At 42.3% G+C, this 693-nt stretch carries 1 protein-coding gene; it reads right to left on the bottom strand.

Annotation, left to right across the window (positions count from 1 at the left end; all coding sequences use genetic code 11):
• A partial coding sequence (guaA, locus tag ACRCJ0_RS17730) for a glutamine-hydrolyzing GMP synthase (RefSeq protein WP_431391465.1) occupies positions 1 to 693 on the bottom strand: 693 nt, incomplete at its 5' end.

Below are 693 nucleotides of genomic sequence, written 5' to 3'. Positions count from 1 at the left end.
TTATTCCCACTCGATTGTTGCAGGTGGCTTGCTCGTAATGTCTAAGACTACGCGGTTGATGTGTGCACATTCGTTTACGATACGTTTAGAAATGGTGTCTAATACGTCGTAAGGGATGCGTGCCCATTCAGATGTCATACCGTCGATTGAGGTTACGGCACGTATACCAATTGTGTATTCGTAAGTACGCTCGTCACCCATTACCCCTACTGATTTGAAACCAGGTAGGACTGTAAAGTATTGCCAGATGTCGCCTTCTAGACCTTGTTTTCTAATTTCATCACGTAAGATGAAGTCAGATTCACGAACGACTTCTAGTTTTTCAGGTGTTACTTCACCGATAATACGGATAGCTAAACCTGGCCCTGGGAACGGTTGGCGCCAAACGATTTTATCTGGCATACCTAGTTCTGTCCCTACTGCACGTACTTCATCTTTAAATAAGGTATTTAAAGGTTCGATCAATGAGAAAGTCATGTCTTCTGGTAAGCCACCAACGTTATGGTGAGACTTGATGGTTTGCGCTGTATCTGTACCTGACTCAATAACGTCTGTGTATAAAGTACCTTGCGCTAAATAATCAACGTCTTTAATTTTTTGCGCTTCGTCATCAAATACGTAAACAAATTCGTTACCGATAATTTTACGTTTACGTTCTGGGTCAGATACGCCTGCTAATTTGCTTAGGAAGCG

This window comes from Aerococcus sp. L_32 (assembly GCF_050689315.1).
Note: the sequence above shows the minus strand (reverse complement) of the source record. Positions and strands in the feature narration are given on the sequence as shown.